At 29.4% G+C, this 21,537-nt stretch carries 17 protein-coding genes; 3 read left to right on the plus strand and 14 right to left on the minus strand.

The window, feature by feature from the left end; genetic code table 11:
- Positions 1–95 precede the first annotated feature (95 nt).
- The gene (locus ABF633_RS09225; protein WP_415523409.1) at positions 96–1,784 is read right to left on the minus strand and encodes a DUF2207 domain-containing protein; all 1,689 of its coding nucleotides are present in this window, start codon (positions 1,782–1,784) and stop codon (positions 96–98) included.
- 142 nt (positions 1,785–1,926) lie between these two features.
- On the opposite strand from ABF633_RS09225, the gene ABF633_RS09230 reads away from it, so the two are divergent.
- Together ABF633_RS09230 and lexA are read left to right on the plus strand one after the other, a co-directional pair.
- Complete coding sequence (locus ABF633_RS09230) at positions 1,927–2,499, plus strand: GDSL-type esterase/lipase family protein (protein ID WP_415523410.1); 573 nt, start codon at positions 1,927–1,929, stop codon at positions 2,497–2,499.
- Positions 2,500–2,586: 87 nt separating this feature from the next.
- The gene (gene lexA, locus ABF633_RS09235) at positions 2,587–3,198 is read left to right on the plus strand and encodes a transcriptional repressor LexA (RefSeq protein ID WP_415523411.1); all 612 of its coding nucleotides are present in this window, start codon (positions 2,587–2,589) and stop codon (positions 3,196–3,198) included.
- 166 nt (positions 3,199–3,364) lie between these two features.
- On the opposite strand, the gene ABF633_RS09240 is transcribed toward lexA, so the two are convergent.
- From ABF633_RS09240 to miaB, 6 genes are all read right to left on the minus strand, one after another.
- On the minus strand, positions 3,365–4,651 hold the full coding sequence (locus tag ABF633_RS09240) for an aminotransferase class I/II-fold pyridoxal phosphate-dependent enzyme (protein WP_415523412.1): 1,287 nt from the start codon (positions 4,649–4,651) through the stop codon (positions 3,365–3,367).
- Between the two features lie 133 nt (positions 4,652–4,784).
- Positions 4,785–5,036: an RNA chaperone Hfq gene (hfq, locus tag ABF633_RS09245; RefSeq protein WP_415523413.1), complete on the minus strand. Its 252-nt coding sequence runs from the start codon at positions 5,034–5,036 to the stop codon at positions 4,785–4,787.
- Between the two features lie 103 nt (positions 5,037–5,139).
- Positions 5,140–6,072, minus strand: a complete 933-nt coding sequence (gene miaA, locus ABF633_RS09250) for a tRNA (adenosine(37)-N6)-dimethylallyltransferase MiaA (RefSeq protein WP_415523414.1) — start codon at positions 6,070–6,072, stop codon at positions 5,140–5,142.
- A 113-nt stretch (positions 6,073–6,185) separates the two neighbouring features.
- Positions 6,186–8,060 (minus strand): DNA mismatch repair endonuclease MutL, encoded by a 1,875-nt coding sequence (mutL, locus tag ABF633_RS09255; RefSeq protein ID WP_415523415.1) that lies wholly within the window; start codon positions 8,058–8,060, stop codon positions 6,186–6,188.
- 21 nt (positions 8,061–8,081) lie between these two features.
- Positions 8,082–10,706, minus strand: a complete 2,625-nt coding sequence (gene mutS / locus ABF633_RS09260; RefSeq protein WP_415523416.1) for a DNA mismatch repair protein MutS — start codon at positions 10,704–10,706, stop codon at positions 8,082–8,084.
- A gap of 174 nt (positions 10,707–10,880) precedes the next feature.
- The gene (miaB, locus tag ABF633_RS09265; RefSeq protein WP_415523417.1) at positions 10,881–12,209 is read right to left on the minus strand and encodes a tRNA (N6-isopentenyl adenosine(37)-C2)-methylthiotransferase MiaB; all 1,329 of its coding nucleotides are present in this window, start codon (positions 12,207–12,209) and stop codon (positions 10,881–10,883) included.
- A gap of 593 nt (positions 12,210–12,802) precedes the next feature.
- Between miaB and ABF633_RS09270 the strand changes: the two genes are divergently transcribed.
- Positions 12,803–12,952 carry a hypothetical protein gene (locus ABF633_RS09270; protein ID WP_415523418.1) on the plus strand — a complete coding sequence of 50 codons (150 nt, stop codon included), beginning with the start codon at positions 12,803–12,805 and terminating at the stop codon, positions 12,950–12,952.
- Positions 12,953–13,078: 126 nt separating this feature from the next.
- Here ABF633_RS09270 and ABF633_RS09275 read toward each other — a convergent pair whose 3' ends face one another.
- The 7 genes from ABF633_RS09275 to ABF633_RS09305 all read right to left on the minus strand — a co-directional run bounded on the left by ABF633_RS09275 (position 13,079) and on the right by ABF633_RS09305 (position 21,386).
- Positions 13,079–13,954 (minus strand): GNAT family N-acetyltransferase, encoded by an 876-nt coding sequence (locus ABF633_RS09275; protein ID WP_415523419.1) that lies wholly within the window; start codon positions 13,952–13,954, stop codon positions 13,079–13,081.
- 228 nt (positions 13,955–14,182) lie between these two features.
- Positions 14,183–15,229, minus strand: coding sequence for a CotS family spore coat protein (locus tag ABF633_RS09280; RefSeq protein ID WP_415523420.1), 1,047 nt, complete (start codon positions 15,227–15,229; stop codon positions 14,183–14,185).
- A gap of 160 nt (positions 15,230–15,389) precedes the next feature.
- On the minus strand, positions 15,390–17,315 hold the full coding sequence (locus ABF633_RS09285; RefSeq protein WP_415523421.1) for a bifunctional 4-hydroxy-3-methylbut-2-enyl diphosphate reductase/30S ribosomal protein S1: 1,926 nt from the start codon (positions 17,313–17,315) through the stop codon (positions 15,390–15,392).
- Positions 17,316–17,481: 166 nt separating this feature from the next.
- A complete protein-coding gene (gene cmk, locus ABF633_RS09290) occupies positions 17,482–18,162 on the minus strand; it encodes a (d)CMP kinase (protein WP_415523422.1) in 681 nt (226 codons plus the stop codon).
- Positions 18,163–18,287: 125 nt separating this feature from the next.
- Positions 18,288–19,505: an NAD(P)/FAD-dependent oxidoreductase gene (locus ABF633_RS09295; RefSeq protein WP_415523423.1), complete on the minus strand. Its 1,218-nt coding sequence runs from the start codon at positions 19,503–19,505 to the stop codon at positions 18,288–18,290.
- A 128-nt stretch (positions 19,506–19,633) separates the two neighbouring features.
- On the minus strand, positions 19,634–20,524 hold the full coding sequence (locus ABF633_RS09300; RefSeq protein ID WP_415523424.1) for a MurR/RpiR family transcriptional regulator: 891 nt from the start codon (positions 20,522–20,524) through the stop codon (positions 19,634–19,636).
- Between the two features lie 148 nt (positions 20,525–20,672).
- Complete coding sequence (locus tag ABF633_RS09305; RefSeq protein ID WP_415523425.1) at positions 20,673–21,386, minus strand: pseudouridine synthase; 714 nt, start codon at positions 21,384–21,386, stop codon at positions 20,673–20,675.
- Between the last annotated feature and the right edge of the window lie 151 nt (positions 21,387–21,537).

Here is a 21,537-nt window from a genome sequence, read left to right on the forward strand (position 1 = left end):
ATTACTTGCTTTTATCCGATGACTACCCACTTTAACGTTCCCCATTACCTACGCCATACTTAGAAGTTGTGACTTGTGGGATGTACACAATTAACTTAAAATGCCCCAGAACCTCCACCGCCACCTCCATAACAATCTCCTCCACCGGAAAAACCACCAAAATCACTACTGCTTCCTCCGCTATCTGAAGTAAAATGATTAATATTACTATCAATATCATCCCATAAAATTAAATTACTATAGAAATATGGATAATAATATAATTCATCTAGATATATATTTTCAGTATTGTTGTTACCATATAATAATTTTTCAGAATAAAATTTAAGAGAATCTTTATCCATATCCAAAGCTACAGCATAAATTAAAATTTCATCAATATTTCTATAATCTAAGACCTTCTTCTGCTCTGCAATATAGTCTTTAATATAATTTTTGTATGCTTTCCACTTGAGCTGTTTGTTATAGGCTTCATTGGTTAATATCCTTTTATTCTCTATCTCGGTAAAAAAGCCTAAACTTTCCCCTTCTTGTATAATCATATCTTCCCAATTCGAATACTGATTTTTAAATTCCCTAGCTTCTTCTCTATGATTTTTTATCATTTCCTGAAGTTTTTTCAAAGAAATTACTCCATTCTCCTCATATATCTGAAACCAGCTTATAAAAAATTTTAAATGTATTGAATCAGGTATATTAGCAGCATTTTGCCTAAACTTAAAATCCTCTAATTTGTCTACATTTTTTGCTGCAAATTTATAATTACCTTTTTCTATACTGTAATATCCTTTCTTACACAGATATAATAGTACCGCAGGTATAACAGATCTAGATATATATTCCTCGTTATACAATAAGCTTACTAAAGCTGGAGATATATCCTCTGGTGGATCAACTAATCTATTCCCATCAAAAAATATATAGCCTTCTCTATAGTCACTAATAGCTTTTTGAAATTTCTTCTTATTTCTTAGATATCTTAAAGACAATACAGAAATTAAACTTACTACAGCAAGTACAGCTATAATAACAGCTGCTTGATCTCCACTATTATTCCTATCATTTGCAAAGCCATCACTTTTTTTAGCATCCTGGTAATTTGTATTTTCTAATCCCTTATTATCGATAGTTAAAAATTCTGAAGGAAAGTGAAGCTTGATTCCTAAAACAGAAGTTAAATTATTACCCTTTATATGTATTCCATCCTGGTCATAATTTGTATTAAATTCATTGCCATCAGTATAAGTCCAATATTTCATTTTATTAAGATCAAATTTAGTATTCATTAAACTCAAATTAAACTCTACTGTTTTAATGGGTATATTATTTTCAACAGTATAGAATTTCCAGTATAATTCCCCTAGATCCTTATATTTTACTGCTGCACTATTAATTCTATAATTTAATATAAATGTTTTAATCTCATTATCACTTTTAGAAAATATCTTTACTTGCGTATTATCATCTGAATCAATTATTTTATAACTATTATTTTCCTCTCCTTGTGAAGAAACTAAATTTGTCATTTTATTATTTTTATCTTTTAAAGCTATATTCTCAATAGTATATCCACTGGTAGCATTTTTTGAAAGGTCTCTATAGAAACCATTAAAATTTCCATGAAAATTATAAGTAAGTTCTTCATGGACTTCTACATCTCCATTTTTAGTTATTTCAGCGTTTATTAGAAGTTTATTAATATCATAACTTTTGTCTTCTGCCTTAACTTTAAAAGGTATCATCAAAATTAATAATAAAATTATTATGGTCAAAAGTTTTTTCAAAATTATCCCTCCATTCCAAGTATAAGTATAACATAAGTTCTAGTATTACACTATATTAATACACTGAATTTAGGCATTAAAATAATATGCTATAATATATAATAAAATATCAATTATTAGAAACAAGGAGTCTGAGTGGAATATGAAAATAGTTTGCATCGGCGACAGCTTAACCTATGGATATGGAGTACATTCCGAAGAATGTTGGGTTGAATTGCTTCACAAAAGTTTAAATATAAAAACTATAAATAAAGGTGTAAATGGTGATACTACCACCGGTATACTTTCACGATCTAATAGAGATATACTGGAGTTAAAGCCCTCTCATGTAATAATTATGGCGGGAACTAATGACCTACTTTTGAATTATTCTCTAGATAATATTATAGATAATATAAAATTTATATTAATGGAAGCTAAAAATAATAGTATACTTCCTATTTTAGCTCTACAACCCCCTGTTATTGATACTCTAGCTAAAATTTATTGGGATAATTATATAGATTATACTAAAGTAAACGGACATTTGTTTCAATACACTGAAAACATAAAAACTTTTACCTACGAAAACAATATTAATGTAATAGATTTCTATACTACTTTTGTAAATAGTAATAATATAGATAATTTATACAGCGATGGAATTCACCCTAATAGTGAAGGTCATAAATTAATGCTTCAAACTATCCTTAACTCACATGCTATTAAATTATAATTTTTACAATTTCAGAACATAAGTTTGCATCATATATAATAATGTGTTATAATTTTCTAAAATACTGTTATAGTTAGAGGTGCAGCAATGTCAAAAGATAATAATAGAGATATTCAGACTGAAATATATGAATTCATAAAGTCTGAAGTTATAAATAAAGGCTATCCTCCTTCTGTTAGAGAAATTTGTGCTCAAGTAGGTTTAAGTTCTACCTCTACCGTACATGGTCATCTTTCTAGAATGGAAAAAAAGGGCCTTATAAAAAGAGACCCTACAAAACCTAGAGCAATTGAACTGCTTAAAGACACAGTTGTAAAAAAGGAGCTTATAGATATTCCAATAATAGGCAAAGTTACAGCTGGTAAGCCAATTTTAGCAGTAGAAAATATTGAGGATTATTTTCCACTGCCACTAGAATATATAAAAAATAATAATGATTTATTTATACTTAAAATATCTGGCGAAAGCATGATAGAAGCTGGAATATATGATAAGGACTTAGCAATCATTGAAAAGGTAAGTTCCGCATCTAATGGGGATATAGTGGTAGCACTGATAAACGAGGAAGCTACCATAAAAACATTCTACAAAGAAAAGGATCATATAAGACTTCAGCCTGAAAATCATACCATGGAACCGATAATTGTTCCCAGCTGTGATATTATAGGCAGGTTAGTAGGTATATATAGACGCTATTAAAAGGTAAGGTAGAAAACAAATTATGCTTTCTACCTTACTTTTTTAATTCACATAAACTTAAATTTCTACGGAATTTACATGGATCGTCCAAATATGGCCGCTGCCATCCTCCGTTTCAAAAAAGCATAAAATCAAAATCTTTTATTAATGTGAAGTATTACAACTGCTAGTCACTATATAAATTTGAAAGAGCTATCATAATACCTATTTTGGCATGATCAAAGGTCAAACCACCCTGTAAATATGCAATAAACGGTTCTCTTATAGGTGCATCTGCTGAAAGTTCTATGGAAGCTCCCTGTATAAAGGCTCCTGCTGCCATTATAACCTGATCTTCATATCCAGGCATATCCCATGGTTCACATTCCACAAAGGAATCAATAGGAGAACCCTTCTGTATTCCCTTGCAAAATTTAATTAGCTTATCCTTATCATTAAATTTTATTGCCTGTATAATATCACTTCTACTGTCATTAAATTTAGGAAGGACTTCAAAACCGGCAAGTTCCATAAGCCTTGCACAAAATACAGCTCCTTTTAGTGCCTCTATTGCCACATGAGGTGCTAAAAATAATCCTTGATATAAAGACCTCATAACACCAAAGGTCGATCCACATTCTCCTCCAATACCAGGTATGGTAAGTCTATAGGAAGCCTGCGTTACATATTCCTCTTTCCCAACTACATAACCACCTGTAGGTGCTATTCCTCCACCTATATTTTTAATAAGAGAACCAGCTGCTAAATCTGCCCCCACTTCTGTAGGTTCCTTTATATCTATAAATTCACCATAGCAATTATCAATAAAACATATTACATCTTCTCTAATAGCTTTTATAAAATCTATTACATTTTTTATTTCTTTAATAGTTAAAGCCTTCCTCCAGCCATAACCAGTGGATCTTTGTATGTGAACTAATTTTATACTTTCATCTTCCTTTAATACCTTTTCTATAGCCTGAAAATCAAATTCGCCCTCTTCATTTAAATCAATTTTTTTATATTTTACTCCATATTCCATAAGAGAACCTATGTTCTTTTCCTTACTTATACCTATTATATTATGTAATGTATCATAAGGAGTTCCACAAATAGAAAGCATAGTATCACCTGTTCTCAAATTGCCAAAAAGAGCTGCCCCAATGGCATGAGTTCCATTTACAAAATGTGGTCTTACAAGAGCACTTTCCGTTTCGAAAACCCTTGCATATACTTTATCTAAGCTATCCCTTCCTATATCACCATATCCGTATCCTGTACTATTAGTAAAATGAGAATCACTTATTCTCTCTTCCTGAAAGGCATTTAATACCTTTAGTTGATTATATTCTCTAATGGCATCATATCTATTAAATTCACTCTTAATATCTTCTAAAGCCTTATCTGCCAATTTAATTACTTCTTCTTTTATGTTATATTTATCTATTAATAAATTCTTTGTAAATTCTATCATTTGTATATCCCCCTCTTAAACATTTGAAAATTAAATATAACTTCCTTTTTTATATATAAAATAATATAGATTCAACCAATATTCATATAAACCACTAAATATATTAGCACAGAAAAAAAGAATAGGCAAATACCTACTCTCTTGTTTCATCCTCTATATTTTGATTAAATAATATTGGTTTTAAAGGAGTAATAGTTGAAATTGCATGTTTGTAGATCATCATTTGCTTTCCATCACAATCAATAATTACTGTAAAACTATCAAATCCCTTTACATTTCCTTTAAGTTGAAATCCATTTGTCAAATGAATTGTAACTGGTATTCTATTCTTTCTTGATCCATTTAAAAATATATCCTGCAAATTATTTGTGGACTTATTAATCATATTTTCAACCTCCGTTTGTTTTATATAAGTATTCTATAAAAATTGACTAAATCCTCTTATTTTTATCTAAGTTTTTTAATTCTCTAATTTATTAAACATATTACTATTCATTTTCTTTAAGATTGTTTACAATAAAATCAACAATTTCATCCTCATCATTAAATTTATCTTTATCAATCCATTTTACTCTCTTGTCCTTTCTAAACCAGGTCAACTGTCTTTTAGCATAATTTCTGCTGCCCTGTTTTATCATTTCAACAGCCTTCTGAAGCGAAATTTCACCATCTAAATAATATAATATTTCTTTATAACCTATTCCCTTCATAGACTGCATATTTGAATTATACCCCATATTTTTTAGTTTTATTACTTCATCTACCAGCCCTTTTTCAAGCATTATATCTACTCTTCTATTTATTCTATTATACAATCTTTCTCTATCCATATTTAATACAAAATAGTGAACATTGTATGGAATATTATATATATCTTGATTTTCATTTAACTCACTTATAGTCTTTCCTGTAAGCTTATATACTTCTAAGGCTCTTATGACTCTTTTAAGATCATTAGGATATAGCCTGTTATATGAATTTACATCTATTTCCTTTAGCATTTCATGTACAAACTCTTTGCCATTTTTGTCAGCTAGAACCTCTAAATATTTTCTATATTCAGCATCCTTATAGGTTCCAGTAAACTCATAGTTAAAAATTAATGAATTTATGTACAATCCAGTTCCACCTACAAGCATTGGATATTTACCCGCAGAAGCAAGTTCTGTTATTTTGCGTTCTGCCAATTGTTTATACTGTGCCACGCTAAATTCATCACTGGGTTCTGCAATATCAATAATATAATGAGGTATTCCTTCCATTTCATCTTTTGTTATTTTTGCAGAGCCTATATCCATATACTTATATATTTGCATTGAATCTGCAGAAATAATTTCCCCACCTATTTTTTTAGCAACTTTAATGGAGATATCTGTTTTTCCTACTCCTGTAGGTCCGCTTAAAATTAATAAATCTTCCATATCATCTATTAGCTTAGCACTAATATTTACCTCCTCTACACCTTAGGCATCATCAAAAAATATAATACAAAATATACTTTGCATCTATATATTACTACTCATTTTTGGATGTATTATTGTATTCTCTTAAATTTCTTTTCCACATCATAAAGGGTCATCTTTATTATAGTTGGTCTCCCATGAGGACAATTAAAGGGTTCATCTATATATCTCAGCTGTTCCACCAAAGCTTTCATCTCTTCTATATTTAAAGTATCATTTGCCTTAATAGCTGCCTTACAAGCAAGAGTGGCTATCTTATTATATTTTACTTCATAGGTATCACCAGAGCCTAAATTTTTAAGATTATCTATAATAGATGAAAATAAATCTTTAAGCTGAGGCCTTCCTAAAAAATTAGGTACTTCCCTGATACTTACAGTGTTTTCACCAAAAATCTCTATGCTAAAACCTGCATTTGAAAATATATTTTTATTCTCTACATAATATATAAAATCCTCAGGACTCATTTCTACAATCTCAGGTGTTAGAAGTATCTGGGCACTTACACTGCTATTTTTTATTTCCTTAGTGTATTTTTCAAATAATATTTTTTCGTGAGCAGCATGCTGATCAATTAAATAAAAATCCTCTGAGCTTTCAGCCAGAATATATGTATTATGATACTGGCCTATAATTCTAAGAGCTGGAAACTTAGGTAACACTACCTCTTTACTTTCATTTAAATTATTATTTACATCAGATGAATAATTAGAATCTCCCTGAGAAATTTTTTCATAGACAGAAGAGGTTATATTTTCTAAAGGCACATTTCCTTTATTATCATATAGATTATCTCCCTTTATGGATTCCTCACTGGAATTAATATCGTTATCTATTGTTATCATATTTTCATAGGATTTTAAATCTATAGGAATTTGAATATTTTCCTTTACCTTTGGAATAGAATCCTTAACTAGTTCCATTGAATTTTCCATTTCAACTTCAAAATTATCCTTAAAGCTATCTTTAATGGCATCATGAACAGCGTCAAACACTAATTTAAATATCTCTCTATCATTTTGAAACTTTACCTCTGACTTTGTAGGATGAACATTTACATCTACAAACTCCGGGTATATGTCTAAAAATAATACGAAGAAGGGATATTTATTTATCATCAAAAAGGATTTAACTGCATTTTCCACAGCTGTAGCTATGAGTTTGTTTTTTATATATCTTTTATTTACAAAAACACTTTGATTATTTCTACTTCCTCTGCTTATTTCAGCATTGCCTACATAACCATAAACTGATGCTATATCCCCATGCTTTTCAAATTTTATAATATTGTCTGAGGTGTTCTTGCCATAAATATTTCTTATGGTATCAAATAAATTTTCTGTAGAATAAGTATTAATTACCTTTTTACCCTTATTAATTAATCTAAAGGATATATTAGAATGGGCCAGTGCCAATCTGTTTATTATATCTGATATTAATGCTGCCTCTCTTTGAGAGGATTTTAAAAATTTTTGTCTTGCTGGCACGTTATAAAAAATATCTTTTACTTCTATAGAGGTACCAATACTGCAGCCCACATCTTTTATATAATTTTTAACTCCACCACTTATAGAAATTTCTTTACCACCCTGAGAATCCTTTGACCTGCTCTTTAAAATGGTATGAGAAACTGCCGCAATACTTGGAAGAGCTTCTCCTCTAAAACCTAGAGTATTAATTGAATATATGTCTTCAATAGAACTTATTTTACTTGTAGCATGGGGCAAAAAAGCAATCTCAATATCCTCTGAATCTATTCCATCACCGTCATCAGAGACCCTTATGAGTTTTTGCCCACCCTCTTCAATTTCTATAGTTATAACCTTTGAATGTGCATCAATGGCGTTTTCCACCAATTCCTTTACTGCGGAAGAAGGCCTTTCAAGTACTTCTCCTGCAGCTATTTTATTTGAAGTCTCCTCATTTAGCAAATTTATTTTCTTCAAATTATCACCTTATATTCTCTATTAAAGATTTTTTGCATCCTTTACGATTTTATATAGTGCATTCATACAATCCATAGGTGTCATATTCATTATATCAACGCTGGCAACATTCTTTAAAAATTCATCTTTTTTTATGTCTTCAAAGCCCAATTGAACTATTTCACTATCTTTTTTCTTTTTCTGTTTTGTATTCTTTTCCTTTGAAACCTTACTTATAGAATCAACAGCAATTTCATTTTTATTTTCTCTTTCTAGCTCCTCTAGTATTTCCTTTGCTCTAGAGGTTACTTTTTCAGGAAGTCCTGCAAGCTTAGCTACCTCTATACCATAGGATTGGTCTGCCCCCCCACTCACTATCTTTCTTAAAAATACAATATCATCCTGAATTTGTTTTACTGCTATTGAATAATTTTTAAGGCCATGGATTACTCCTTCAAGAGAAGTTAACTCATGATAGTGGGTAGCAAAAAGAGTTTTACATTTTACATCCTTATTGATACATAGATATTCTACTACAGACCAAGCTATACTAAGTCCATCATAAGTACTAGTACCCCTTCCAACCTCATCTAATATAATAAGGCTTTTTGTGGTGGCATTCTTTAATATATTTGAAACCTCCCACATTTCTACCATAAAGGTACTTTTACCTGCTGCCAAATCATCTGAAGCACCAATCCTTGTAAATATTTTATCACAAACTGAAATAATTGCCTCCCTTGCTGGAACAAAGCTTCCAATTTGAGCCATAACAACTATTAATGCTACCTGTCTCATATAAGTTGATTTACCAGCCATATTGGGTCCTGTAATTAACATAAGCTGTTCATCTGTAGTATTTATTTTAGTATCATTGGCAACAAAAGCACCTGCTGAAAGCATGTTTTCTACAACAGGATGTCTTCCCTCTTGAATTTCTATAGCTCCGTCTTCAACTATTTTAGGCTTGCAATAGTTATTTTCTAAAGCTACACTGGCAAAAGAACAAAGGCAATCAAGTTCAGATAGCAGTTTTGCACTCTTCTTCATTCGGTCTATATGTTTTGATATCTCATCTCTTATGGATACAAAGAGCTCATATTCTACATTTATAAGTTTTTCTTCCGCACCAAGAATTTTTTCTTCCATTATTTTAAGTTCTTCAGTTATATATCTTTCACAATTTGCTAGAGTTTGCTTTCTTATATATCTTCCTTCAGGTACCAAATTTAAATTAGACTTTGTAATCTCTATATAATAACCAAATACTTTATTATAACTCACCTTTAAGGACTTAATGCCAGTTTCTTCTCTTTCACTGCTCTCAAGCTTTGCTATCCATTCTTTTCCATGAGCCTTTGCCTGACGAAGTTCATCCACATTATTATTATAACCATCTTTAATTATATTTCCCTCTTTAACCGAAACAGAAGGTGAATCTAAAATAGCACTATCTAAAATATCATATATATCCTTTAAATCATCCAGCTTTTCGTATATGTCCTTTAACAAAGTACTCTTAGAGTCCTTTAATATTTCCTTTATACCTGGTAATTTTTCTATAGAGTTTTTAAGAAATATTAATTCCTTTGCATTTACGCTAAGGGTAGATATTTTACCAACCAATCTTTCAATATCATAAACTTGTTTTAATGCATTTTTTAAATCTTCATGAATAGATAAATTTTCTGTAAATTCTTGTACTGAATCAAGCCTTTCATTTATAACCTTTGCATCTATTAAAGGCTCTTCTATCCACCTTCTAAGCTGCCTTCCGCCCATAGCTGTGCTGGTTTTATCTAATACCCAAAGCAGTGATCCCCTTTTACTCTTTTCCCTGAGAGTTTCTGTAAGTTCTAGATTTCTTCTGGAATTCACATCAATACTCATATAGTCTACTACATTATAATGAGTCATATTATCAATATGGCTTAAAGAAATCTTTTGAGTATCCATTAGATATCTTAATAATCCGTTGGCACTAGCTACAATTAAATCATCATATTTTTTCTCCTGAAAATTTAAAAATTGTTCTTTTAAATTTTCATAGGCACCCTTATTGAAGAATTCATCTTGAAATTTAGTAAAGGAGCAGTTAAATCTTTCTTTTATGGCTTCCAATAATTTTTTATCTAAGCTCTCCTGAATTAATATTTCCTTTGGGGAATACTTTGATATCTCATTTATAATTAACTCCATTTCTAAATTCCAGGAAGTACAATTAAATTCTCCTGTGGACACATCTGCTATGCTGATACCGAATTTATCTTTATCTACAAAAATACTCATTATGTAGTTGTTCTTTGTATCCTCTAAAAAGGAAGAATCCGTATAAGTACCAGGAGTAACTATTTTCACTATACCCCTTTTTACTATTCCCTTAGCCGCTGCTGGATCTTCTAGCTGCTCTCCAATTGCTACTTTATAACCTTTACTTATAAGTTTAGTTATATACATATTGGCAGAATGAAAGGGCACACCACACATTGGCGCCCTTTCAGAGAGTCCACAGTCTTTTCCTGTAAGAACTAATTCCAATTCCCTTGAAGCTATTTTAGCATCTTCAAAAAACATTTCATAGAAATCACCAAGTCTAAAAAATAATATACAATCTTTGCAATTTTCTTTTACACTCATGTACTGCTGCATCATTGGTGTTAATCCCATATATACAACTCTCCCTATCTCACTAAATTTAAGATATTTTTTATATTCATATATTTGACTTCAATTCAGCAAGTAATCTTTGAAAACTTCAATCATATTTAACTTCTTTCTTAAAAATTTTTATAAAAATATAAATATACCAATACCTCAGGAGATTACTTGTTCAATTCAATTTTAAACTTCTTCACCATATAATGAAAATGACTGTGCCTTCGTTATTTTCACTTTAACTAAATTTCCTATATTTTCTTTTGAGCCTTCAAAATTCACCAGCTTACCCGTTCTAGTTCTTCCCATAAGCTTAGTTTCATCATTTTTACTGGTTCCCTCTACTAATACTTCTACAATTTCATTATTATATTCCCTATTTTTTTTAGCACTTATTTCATTTACTAAATTTACAAGTCTGTTGAATCTCTCATGCTTTACCTCTTCACTAACCATTTCATCCATTTCTGCTGCCGGCGTTCCCTTTCTAGGGGAATATAAAAAAGTAAAGGCAGAATCGTACTCTACTTCTCTTATTAAATCTAAGGTGTCTTTGAAATCTTCCTCAGTTTCTCCTGGAAAACCTACAATAATATCTGTACTCAAAGCTATATTTGGAATTTCTCTTTTTATATTTCTTATAAGATCAATATAGTACTTCTTATCATAATGTCTATTCATTTTTTTAAGAAGTCTTGAAGAACCAGATTGTACTGGCAAATGTATATGCTCACAAATCTTTTCACCATCTCTAACTGCTTCTATTACCTTAAATGATAAATCTTTAGGATGTGATGTCATAAATCTTATTCTCTCTAAACCATTAATCTTATCTATTCTTAAAAGTAAATCTGCAAAATCCAAAGCTGGACTTAGATCCTTTCCATAAGAATTTACATTTTGGCCTAATAGAGTTATTTCTTTGTAACCTTCCTCTACAAGTTCTCTTACTTCCTTCTCTATATCATCAGGAGTTCTACTTCTTTCTCTTCCTCTCACATATGGAACTATGCAATAAGTGCAAAAATTATTACATCCATACATTATAGTTACAAAAGCCTTAATTTTACTAAGTCTATCTACAGGTAATCCTTCAACTATACCCTTTTCCTTATCCCATATTTCAACGATGGATTTACCTTCTTGCTTAACTCTATTTAAATACTCTGGCAGCATATGCGAATTATGAGTTCCAAAAATTATATCTACAAATGGGAATTTTTTTATAATAGTATTTGCCATGTCATCTTGCTGCATCATACATCCACAAATCCCAATTATCAAATCAGGATTTTTTTCTTTAACACTCTTCAAGGCTCCCAAATTCCCAAAAACCTTCTGTTCTGCATTTTCTCTTACACAGCAGGTATTAAATATGATCAAATTAGCACTTTTTTTATTATCTGTCTTTTCATAACCACTTATTTTTAACATTCCTGAAAGCTTTTCGGAATCCTCTTCGTTCATCTGACAGCCCCAAGTTTCTATATAAAATTTTTTAATATTGTTTTCCATTAACTTCACCTCTTTGCTTTAGGCATATTCAAATAAATAACTAGTCAGTATGCTAGCCTATTTTGAATCCTACTGCGTCAGCAGAACCCTCAGATAGCCCACTATCCTCGGAACCTGCTTCCTTGTTGGATTCAAAATATTCGTCGCATCTTTGGCTTACTATTTATTTTCACATGCCTTATCAAACCTTTAATCTTTGCCTTAACTAATACATGTCTCTTGTTATCTATTTTAGAATGCCTAATACATTATACTTTATTTTATATCAAAATAAAAGCTTATAACTTTTTGTAATCCTAAAAAAAATTATTTGATATTTTATATGAAAATAGTTAAAAATCTTGTAAATTCTTAGAATTATTTTTATATATGCTGAGAATACTAATATAGAAATAAATCCACTTTATCCGATGACTAGGCGCTGTAACACTCCACCGCACTCTGTGAAAGCGATCAAATACAAACTAAATTTTGTTTTGCCTGCTTTTCTAAAGGTGGAGATAACACCGGCACGTCCCTGGATAATTCATCTAAACTCAGTGGAAATACAAACTCCCACTGAGTAAGATTCATTGATAAGGAGGTTGTTTTCTATGTATGATGCTAAATTGGAAACAAAAGATGAAGAGCTAAAATATGAAACAATTAAAGATAGAATGTATTTTGAAAGAATACCAAATAGGAACCTATTAAATACACCTACATCCTATGTACCCTTAGATGACCTTTTTGATAATATCTAGAATAAATAGGAGCTGTTTAAAATAATTGAAAACACATTTTAAACAGCTCCTATTTAAATATAGTGGAAATAAATGGGCAGCAACAATAAATACTAAATTTATTACTTACTTTTAGAATATTTCTCTTTAATGTACTTTAAATTTCCAAGTGCATATTTCCTTTTTTACTTTAAAACCCACAGTTCCATACAAGTTTAAAGCAATGGTATTTGAAGAATCTACTCTTATAAATATCTCTTTAAAATTATTTTCTTTCGCTTTAGAAAGCAAAAATATTAAAAAAAGCCTACCGTAACCCCTACCTCTGAATTTATCAACGATGCCAAAATTAACAATTACAGGAATACCATCATTTATTATTATCTGTCCATAACCTATAACAAAATTTTTAAGCTTTATAAAAAAGCATCCCTGCTGAAAATAATAATTTTGGCATTGATCGAAATATATATCCTCAACATCTAAAGGAGTTCTTCCATCTTTCTTAAAGATATCATTTTGTATGTCGCATCTTTTTTTCTCATCTCTATTTAAAATTAGATTTTCAATAGTTATATCATCTTTCATTTTAAAATTATAATCATCCTCTAAAGAACAGCACATTTCTAGTGTTCCATTTACAACCTTAAAACCTATATCTTCCAAAGTTTTAAAATTATAATCATTTTTTTCACATTCATAAATAAAAACACCTTTGTTACTAACTGAGTGTAATAACTTTTCATAGCATTTTTTCAAATTCAAATTACTACTTGGCAATACATTCATTGCCTCTATGGTATAAACTGCTCTAAAATTATTTGTAGTCCAAATATATCCTATGGATTCCTCACCATAATTTAAAATTTTAACTCTTTTTCTTTGAAAATATTTTTGAACAAAATTCAAATTATCATAGAAATTGAAAAAATCCTTATTTAAATTATTAAATTTAGTTCCAAAAGCTCCAAGCTTCTTTAGATTGTAAATATTTGTTTTATTTAAATCTATACAATTGTACATACTAACCCTCTTATACTTTATACTGATTTAAAACATTTTTAAAGAAACAAATTATTTATTACCTACGCTAATTTAGGGAAAATAGAATTATAACAAAATTGTATCTAAAGCCCATATATTTTGTCTTTATCTTATGGAGAATATATAGGTCAAATTCTGGTTTTTATTTGCTTTTATATGCATAAGTATAAATATTTATGTCATTATTGTCAATTAATTAACTTGTTATTAAACAAAATCATACAAATAAATTTTATAAGCCTCAATAAATTTTTTCTGTTTATCATTAAACTTAATAATTCGTTTTAATTTATGAATGTATTTGCTTTCTTCCCAATCCTTTTCTTTAACATATCTCTTTTTACCTAGCTTCCAAAACTTTCTTGGAAAAATAATATGGGCCAACATTATTTCTAGTTCCTCTAAGGAAAGTTTATTCACTGAATTATAGGCTTCTATTAAAATTTTAGCTTTACTAAAGTCCCATTTATAATGGCTATTATACATAAGTCTATTTATCATTTTACCCAAATCGTAAATCTTTAGATTAATTACAATGCTATCTAAATCTACTATATAGTAATCATTATCTCTTTTTATTATATTCTGATAATAATAGCTGTCATGGCAAATTGTTTTATTTTCATAATTAAAGTTGTGATAAGAAGACTGATTTAATAAATTAAGAGCAAAAATACCTCTAAGATAAAAATACTCTATATTTTTTTCATATAATCTATCAAATTCATTAATAGTAATTTTATTATTTATAATTTCTTTGTAATTCTTTATGTCCCTTAGGTATTTTGTAAAAATTTTATTCCAATTTTTTGTGTTATCTCTTAAATATAATTTTCTTTTATCTATTTTACTGGTAGCTAAATGAAATTCTCCTAATAATTTAGCACAATTAACAGCCTCATCTAAATTTTTCATGGTACATTCATTACCATTAATCCACTTAATTACATAAAAAATAGATCCTTTATACTTCACAAAAAATTTATTATTTTTAGTTCTTATATATTCTGGCACCTTATTAAAATTATTTCTTTTTAATTCTTCTACAAGAATACTTCCATTTATAGGTTTCATTTTGCCATGTTTTATTCTCTTTAAGCATAATAACTCATTTTCTGTTTTTATCTTATAAGCACTTCTTACTTTTTCTATAGAATTAATTGTTACATCGTATTTATTCATTACATTTTTTATCATGCTTATTTCATAATCTGTTAAATCATTGGTAGTATTGAAGTTCTTAATTTGTTCCATACAAATCCCCCTATACTCTCAATGATAAAATATATTACTTTTAACTATAATTTATTACAACAAGCAAAAGGTATGCGTTCCATAATTCATGTTAAACGCATACCTTTTGCTCATTAATTAAAATATATTTTATTTATATCTTTTACAATAGTAATTATTACTAATCAACAGTTTCTTCAACTTCTTTTATACTAAGACCTATTTTTTTATCTTCCTTATTTACATCAAGAATTTTAGCCTTAACTTCTTCTCCTATACTAAGTACATCTGAAGGTTTAGCTATTCTCTTATGGCTTATTTCTGATATGTGTACAAGTGCATCTACTCCTGGTTCTAGTTCAACAAAAGCGCCGAAAGTAGCAAAACGTACAACTTTACCTAGTACCACTGAACCCACAGGATATTTTTCTTCTACATTTACCCAAGGATCTTCAACTAGTTTCTTAACGCTAAGAGATAATTTCTTATTTTCCTTATCTACATCTAAAATATATACTTTAATTTTTTCATCAACCTTTAATACATCAGAAGGTTTTTCTATTCTTCCCCAAGATATTTCAGATACATGTAAAAGTCCATCAACTCCATCTATATCAATAAAAGCTCCAAAGTTTGTAAGTCTCTTTATCTGACCTTCTACTATTTGACCCTTTTCTAAGGATTCCCATGTCTTTTCCTCTGATTCTTGCTTAACTGACTTTAACAAATCTCTCCTTGAACCTACAATTCTAGTAGTATTTCTTCTCTTTGAAAATTCAATTATGTTGATTTCTAATTCTTTCCCTACATAAGCACTTAGATCATCTACATGATAGAGTTCTATATGAGAGGCTGGAATAAATACTCTTATTCCCTTGTATCTTGATACAAGCCCCCCATTAACTTCTTCTTTTACTAGTACTTTTATAGGAGCTTTACTTTCAAAAGCTTCCTTTATAGCTTTAAGTCCCTCATCTCTCTCAAGTTCACTTCTTGAAAGAACTACATAATTATCTTCATTTTTTAATTTTATTACCTTAGTTTCTATTTCTTCACCTACAGTAAATAAATCAGTTAATTTTACATTTTGATCACTGGTAACTTCACTTAAAGGAAGTATACCATCATTTTTATATCCAATATTTAAAAATGCTTCTTTTTCATTAATTTGTATTATTTCTCCTTTTAATAAAGCACCTACATAAACCTTCTTTTCATTTTCATCCATCATTCTAATTACTTCATTCATACCTTCTACATTTTGCTCATCACTCATTTTATTTATTGCCTCCTTTATAATCCAATCTGGTGTTGAAGCTCCTGCTGCAACGCCTATTATAATATTATTTTTTTCTTTATATAATTCATCAGGTATTTCACCTGAATTTTCTACATGTATTGTATTTTCACAATTGCTTTTGCATATTTCATAGAGCTTAGTAGTATTAGAACTATGATGTGCTCCAATTACTACTACCACATCTGAGTTTTTTGATAATTCTTCTGCCTTTTTTTGTCTTATTTCTGTAGCACTGCATATAGTATTAAAAGATACTACATCCTTAGCTTTTTCTGATACTATTGATAATACCTTTTCCCAATTTTCCTGCTTTTCTGTAGTCTGTGCAACTATGCATATTTTTTGTGGAATGCTATCTAGGTTTTCACCTTTTTTTGAAATAATAGCTTTATCACCACACCAACCATTTATGCCCATTACTTCTGGATGATCTTTATCTCCAACAATAATAATTCCATAACCATTTTCACTATATTCTTTTACTTTTTCATGTATTTTAGCCACAAATGGACAAGTAGAATCTACAACATTTAAATTTTTATCTTTTAATAATTTTAGTATATCAGGAGAAATACCATGAGATCGTATTATAACAATATCATTTTCATTTAATTTATCTATATCTTCAATATCAATTGCATAAATATTATTTTCTTCCAGATATTTAACTACATCATTATTATGAATTAGCTGACCTAAGGTATAAATTTTTTTATTATATTTTTTTTCTGTACTCATTGCTATATCAACAGCTCTTTTTACACCAAAACAAAAACCTGCACTATCTGCTAGAATAATTTTTTTCATCTAAAAACCACCTCAGAATTAAACTAAGGCATCTGAAAATAAATAACAAGTCAAAGATGCGGCAAATATTTTGAATTCAACAAGGAAACAGGTTCTGATGATAGTAAACTATCTGAGGGTTCTGCTGACGCAGTAGAATTCAAAATAGGCTAGCATACTGACCAAGTTATTTTTTGAAGATGCCTGAAGCCTCACAAATATCTTTTCTTATACGATTAGTTATAAAATCTACTACTTGTTCAATAGTCATGTCAGAAGAATCTATTTCTATAGCATCTTCTGCCTTAGTTAAAGGATTCACTTCTCTATGGGAATCTATGTAATCTCTTTTTATTATGTCACTAAGTATTTTTTCATAATCTACATCAATACCCTTAGTCATAAATTCTTCAAATCTTCTTCTTGCTCTCTTTTCTGGAGAAGCAGTTAAATAAAATTTAAAAGCAGCATCCTTTAAAACCACAGTTCCAATATCTCTTCCATCCATAACTACATCATATTTTTCAGACATTTTTCTTTGAAGTCTTACAAGCCTTTCTCTTATTTCAGAAACGGCAGCATAATTTGATACCTGCTTACTAATATCAGGCATATTTACTTTATCACTTAAATCTTCATTATTCACAATAATTTTATCTTTATCAAAATGCATTTCTAAAGAGTCTGTAAGTTTACATAATTTTTCTATTTCTAAGTAAGTTATGTTGTTTCTAATGGCCATTACAGTTATGGCTCTATACATTGCTCCCGTATTTATATACATAAGATTAAAATTTTTGCCTATTATTTTTGCTATGGTACTTTTACCTGCTCCAGCAGGTCCATCTATGGCTACAGACAATCTCAATTATAATCCGCCTTTCTTACACAAAAAGTTCACTTTTTATATATTCTATAAAAAAAATTAAAATCCTTTAAACTTATTATAAATTAACAAATTATTATTTTTAAGCATATATAATATAAAATGCATTAATCTATATTTTCTCCTGCCAGGTGTCCTGTAGAAAAAGCTATCTGTATATTGTATCCACCAGTATATGCATCAACATCCATTACTTCTCCTGCAAAGGATAAATTATTTATTAGCTTTGATTTTAAGGTAGATGGATCTATTTCTTTTATATCCACTCCTCCTGAAGTAACTATGGCTTCTTCAATTCCACGTAAACCCTTAACCTGTAAAGTGAAATTCTGTATAATATTAACTAGTCTTCTTCTTTCCTCTTTCGTTATAGAATTTACTTTTTTATTTTCATCTATACCTGAAAGATTAACAATAGTATTGATTAACTTTTGAGGAAGTAATTCATTTAAAGAGTTTTTAAAGTCCTTATTTGAAAATTTTACAAAGTCTTTTTGTATCCTCTTATCCAGTTCCTCAGTCTTTAAAGCTGGTTTTAAGTTTATCACAACGGACATATCTTCTTTTTCATCAATAATTCTACTGGCCTTTAATACAATAGGACCAGATACTCCGTAATGAGTAAATAGCATTTCTCCAAATTCTCTGTATACTGTCTTATGATTGTTTTTAATAAGCAGCTCCACATTTTTAAGAGAAAGTCCCTGAAGATCTTTTATCCATGGCTCTTTTACTTCTATAGGAACAAGAGAAGGCTTGATTTTAGTAATATTATGACCGGCTTTTTTAGCAAAAACTAATCCATCTCCCGTAGAACCTGTTTGAGGATAGGATAATCCTCCTGTACATATTATAAAATGATCCCCTTTAATTAACTTTCCATCATCTGTAATTAAGCTTTTTATCCTATCATTTTCTATATTAATACTACTTATTCGTGTATTCAACATAATTTCTACATTTTTATTCTCTAGAGATCTCCTCAATGCATTTATTATATCGGAAGACTTATCAGATTTTGGAAAAACCCTATCTCCTCTTTCTACTTTTAGATTTACTCCCATTTCTTCAAAATAATTTATAATATCAATATTATTATAGGTATATAAAGAACTATATAGAAATTCAGGATTTCCAGGAATAAAATCAAAGAATTCACTAATATCCTTATTATTAGTTACATTACATCTTCCCTTGCCCGTAATATATAATTTTTTTCCTAATTTTTCGTTTCTTTCAATTAGTAATACTTTATTTCTTTCAGCAGCTGCCATAGCAGCCATAATACCTGCTGGTCCTCCACCAACAACTATAACTCGTTTCAAAAAATCACTCCCTATAATCTTTAAATTCCTTTAATATACTTACAAAGAAAAAAAGCGACTACGTCGCTTTCGCCGGTACCAAGATTCCTTAAAAGTTTAACATATATACTAAACTTAGTGTATATGTTTTATCTTTCCTCGCTAGCTTTAAAGGAATACACTTGATATTCTTTCCATATATTTTCCAAATCTTCAAAAGTACGTGATATTTTTTCTTTTTCCCTAAGTCCAACAGCTACAATTAATGCATTTATTACACTTAAGGGCGCCACTAAAGAATCCACAAAAGATGCCATATTACTCTGTGCTATCAGAGTGTAGTCAGCTTTTGTGGCTAAAGGTGACAGTAAACTGTCAGTTATAGCTACTACCTTTGTCCCCCTGCTTTGTGCATAATTAAGTGCCTCTATAGTTCTTATAGCATACCTTGGAAACCCTATGCCTATTACAAGATCCTCATGGGATATGTTAATCAGCTGCTCAAATATATCGCTCATACCATAGGCAACTATATTGACATTATCTAAAATTAAATTTAAATAGAAACCCAAGAACTCAGATAATGCTGTTGAACTTCTAAGACCAATTATATATATTTTTCTTGCTGCAAAAATGCAATTAACCACATCTTCAAAAGCACGATGATTTATTTTTTCAAGGGTAGTCCTTATATTTTCCATATCAGATTTCAAAACACCCTTTAATGCATTTTCTTCACTTATAAAATTATTTGAAAGTTCTAATCTTTGAACTGTAGTTAATTTATTTTTTATCAATTCCTGTAAAGCTTTTTGTAATTTAGGATAACCACTAAAGCCCAATTCATTGGCAAATCTAACTACCGTAGATTCACTCACTCCAACACTTACACCTAATTTTGCCGCTGTCATAAATGCAGCTTTATCATAATGCTTTAATATGTATTCAGCTATTAATTTCTGGCCTTTACTAAGTCTTTGAAATTTTAGCTGAATAGTTCTCATCAAATCCTGCTTGCCGCTTTCCTCACTATTATCCATAACAAATCAGCCCTTTCTTAAAAATGAAGCCTACGCAAAACATTTATTTAATTTTATCATCAAATTGTAAATTTTTCAATAATGTATTCATTTTCACTACATATTTTTCATGAATTAATTCATTTATCAAAAATTTTAGACAAATGAATTATAAATTTTTAAGATATTCTATTTCACTATTTTCCAAATATCTCCATTGACCCTTTTTTAGGCTTGTATTTAAAGCTATTTTACCGATAGATAATCTTTTTAAAGTAATTACAGGATGCTTTATGGCCTTACACATCCTTCTTATTTGCCTCTTTTTACCTTCATGTATTGTAATTTCCACCTTGGATTTCTCTTCATTACCTTCAATTATCTTAATCTTTGCTGGCGCTGTAATATAATTACCTATATCTATTCCATTACAAAATCTTTTTATCTCTTCTTTGAAAGGCTGACCTTTTATAATGGCTTCATAAACCTTATCTATTTTTTTACTGGGATGTATTACTTTATTATACACTTCGCCATCATTAGTCATAATCAATAATCCTGAGGTATCATAATCAAGTCTACCTATAGGAAAAATTCTTTCATTTACCTTTACCAAATCCAGTACAGTTTTTCTTCCTCTTTCATCCTTTAATGTACATAAATATCCCTCTGGTTTATTGAGCATAATATATACTTTTTTTTCTTCAATAAAGATCTTATTGCCATCTACCAAAACCTCATCTAAATCTACATCAATTTTAATACCCAGTTCCTGAACTACACTACCATTGACCTTTACTCTTCCTTCTTTTATTATTTTCTCGCAACTTCTTCTTGATGCTACTCCACAACTTGCCATAAATTTTTGTAATCTTTCTTCCATAGTAATCACCTGTTAAGTAAACAAAATTCAACCTCTAAAAATCAAACTGTTGAATTAGTTAGTATTTAATTATAAATATTATTTTTTTGTATGAATATCAATCTAAAAAAAATCAATCTATATATAAGTGAAATTTAGTAATACAAATAGA

This window comes from Clostridium sp., assembly GCF_047718555.1.
In the GTDB taxonomy this organism is placed as follows: Bacteria; Bacillota; Clostridia; order Clostridiales; family Clostridiaceae; genus Clostridium_I.

Excerpts from the sequence above, each read along its gene's own strand:
- miaB (WP_415523417.1), bottom strand. The coding sequence starts at position 12,209 with ATGGAAAACAATATTAAAAAATTTTATATAGAAACTTGGGGCTGTCAG.
- mutS (WP_415523416.1), bottom strand. The coding sequence starts at position 10,706 with ATGGGATTAACACCAATGATGCAGCAGTACATGAGTGTAAAAGAAAAT.
- ABF633_RS09230 (WP_415523410.1), top strand. The coding sequence starts at position 1,927 with ATGAAAATAGTTTGCATCGGCGACAGCTTAACCTATGGATATGGAGTA.
- miaA (WP_415523414.1), bottom strand. The coding sequence starts at position 6,072 with ATGGAAGATTTATTAATTTTAAGCGGACCTACAGGAGTAGGAAAAACA.
- ABF633_RS09305 (WP_415523425.1), bottom strand. The coding sequence starts at position 21,386 with ATGGAAGAAAGATTACAAAAATTTATGGCAAGTTGTGGAGTAGCATCA.
- lexA (WP_415523411.1), top strand. The coding sequence starts at position 2,587 with ATGTCAAAAGATAATAATAGAGATATTCAGACTGAAATATATGAATTC.
- ABF633_RS09275 (WP_415523419.1), bottom strand. The coding sequence starts at position 13,954 with ATGTACAATTGTATAGATTTAAATAAAACAAATATTTACAATCTAAAG.
- ABF633_RS09240 (WP_415523412.1), bottom strand. The coding sequence starts at position 4,651 with ATGATAGAATTTACAAAGAATTTATTAATAGATAAATATAACATAAAA.
- ABF633_RS09285 (WP_415523421.1), bottom strand. The coding sequence starts at position 17,315 with ATGAAAAAAATTATTCTAGCAGATAGTGCAGGTTTTTGTTTTGGTGTA.
- hfq (WP_415523413.1), bottom strand. The coding sequence starts at position 5,036 with ATGATTAATAAGTCCACAAATAATTTGCAGGATATATTTTTAAATGGA.
- ABF633_RS09300 (WP_415523424.1), bottom strand. The coding sequence starts at position 20,524 with ATGGATAATAGTGAGGAAAGCGGCAAGCAGGATTTGATGAGAACTATT.
- ABF633_RS09270 (WP_415523418.1), top strand. The coding sequence starts at position 12,803 with ATGTATGATGCTAAATTGGAAACAAAAGATGAAGAGCTAAAATATGAA.
- ABF633_RS09280 (WP_415523420.1), bottom strand. The coding sequence starts at position 15,229 with ATGGAACAAATTAAGAACTTCAATACTACCAATGATTTAACAGATTAT.